Genomic DNA, 2,009 nt, shown 5'->3' on the forward strand with positions numbered 1-2,009 from the left:
GCCACCGCACGGACCGAGTATCCGGGCCTGCGGCCGCGCCGGATCCTCCTCCCTGCCCGGCTCGCCGATCCGGCGGCGGCGCTGGCTGGCGAACTCGGCCGGGAGGGCCATGAGCCGGTCGTGCTGCTGCAGGACGGCGTCCGCCTCGTCCGCCGATTCCGACCGGCGGCCAGCCGGCCCGATCCCGCCCCGATCCGCGCCGACGGAACCTATCTGGTGACCGGCGGCACTGGCGGGATCGGCCGGATGATCGCGCGCGAGCTGCTGACAGCGGGGGCCGGCCGGGTCGTGCTGGCGAGCCGGCAGGGCCGCCTGCCGGAGGATTTCGGACCGGATCCACGCCTGACCACACATGCCTGCGACCTGGCCGATGGTGATCAGGTCGATGCGCTCCTGCGCGACCTCGCCACAGCCGGGCCGCCGTTGCGCGGGATCTTCCATCTGGCGGGTGTCACCGCGGATGGCCTCCTCGCCAGCCAGGAAGTGGCGGCGATGCTGCCGGCCTTCCGAGCCAAGGTCGACGGTGCAAGGCATCTCGACCGGGCGAGCCGGGGCCTGCCAATCGAGCATTTCATGCTGTTCGGCTCGCTCACCATGCTGGCCGGACTGACCGGTGCCGGCGCCTATGCCGCCGCCAACGCCGTGCTCCCGGCCATTGCCCAAGAGCGCATGGCGGCGGGCCTGCCGGCATTGGCGGTCGCCTGGGGTGCCTGGGATGCGACGGGGATGGCACAGGCGGCGGTCCGATGGCGGGATGGTGATCTGCCGGTCCACCAGCCTGCCGCGGCGCTCGCCGCCTGGCGGCGCTGCCTCCGACTGCGCGGGCCTATGATAATTATAACACTGTTTAACCGCTCAGAGACTGCATGGTTGCCGGAAGCGGGGTTATAATTTAGACGAATCACGGCAGAAATGGTGAAACCGACCGTCTCCGTACGTGCGGCTGCAGGCGCCTCAAGAATATCTGGGAGGACGACGCCAATGGACGCTGGCGCAACTGGACGCTCAGCGCCCATTGCGGTGGTGGGTATGGCCTGCCGTCTGCCCGGCGCTGTCGACGGCGCCGCGGACTTCTGGAACCTGCTGGCCTCGGGCACCGATGCGGTGACGCCGATCCCGGCCGAGCGCTGGGACCATCGTGCCTGGTATGACCCCGATCCAGCGGCGCCGGGCAAGACCCGTCAGCGCGAAGCCGGCATGCTCGGCCGGATCGACCGGTTCGACGCAGCCCATTTCGGCATCAGCCCGCGCGAGGCGGAGGCGATGGACCCGCAGCAGCGGATCCTGCTCGAGACCGTCTGGCAGGCGCTGGAGGATGCCGGCGAGCTCGGCCATCCCAGCCATGGCGGCCGGGTCGGCGTGTTCGTCGGCCTCTACAACAATAATTACGGCCTGATCGGCCGCGGCTCGCCCGAGCCGGCCGCGATCGGCGGCTGGTCGGCGAGCGGCACCCATACCAGCATCGCGGCCGGCCGGATCTCCTTCACCTTCGGCTTCACCGGCCCGGCCATCGCCGTCGACACCGCCTGCTCCTCGTCCCTGGTCGCCATTCACCTGGCCATGCAGTCGCTGCGCAACGGGGAGTGCGACCTGGCCATCGCCGCCGGGGTGCATCTCCTCCTGTCCCCGCTGGGCCTGGTCGCCAGCAGCAAGCTCGGCGCCACCTCACCCTCGTCGCGCTGCCGGCCATTCGACGCCGCGGCCGACGGCTTCGCCCATGCCGAGGGCTGTGGGGTGGTGGTGTTGCGCCGGGCGGCTGCGGGGGTGCGGGCGCGGGCTTTGGTGCTGGGCAGTGCGGTGAACCAGGACGGGCGCTCGGCGGGGCTGACGGCGCCGTCGGGCCCGGCCCAGGCGGCGGTGGTGCGCGCAGCATTGGCCGATGCCGGCCTGGATCCGGGTGCGGTGGATGCGGTCGAGGCACACGGCACCGGGACCAGCCTGGGCGATCCGATCGAGATGCACGCGCTGGCCGAGGTGTTCGCCAAGCGCGACCGGCCGCTGTGGGTGGG

The 2,009-nt window shown here is 71.6% G+C and carries 2 protein-coding genes; both read left to right on the forward strand.

All coding sequences use genetic code 11. The annotated features are described in order from the left end of the window. The coding region (locus VNS22_RS01255) for an SDR family NAD(P)-dependent oxidoreductase (protein ID WP_325728793.1) at nt 1-891 on the forward strand (891 nt) is incomplete at its 5' end. A 138-nt stretch (nt 892-1,029) separates the two neighbouring features. Next, nucleotides 1,030-2,009: polyketide synthase (locus tag VNS22_RS01260; RefSeq protein WP_325728795.1), on the forward strand; the 980-nt coding region annotated here is incomplete at its 3' end.

Source organism: Geminicoccus sp., assembly GCF_035556675.1.
In the GTDB taxonomy this organism is placed as follows: Bacteria; Pseudomonadota; Alphaproteobacteria; order Geminicoccales; family Geminicoccaceae; genus Geminicoccus.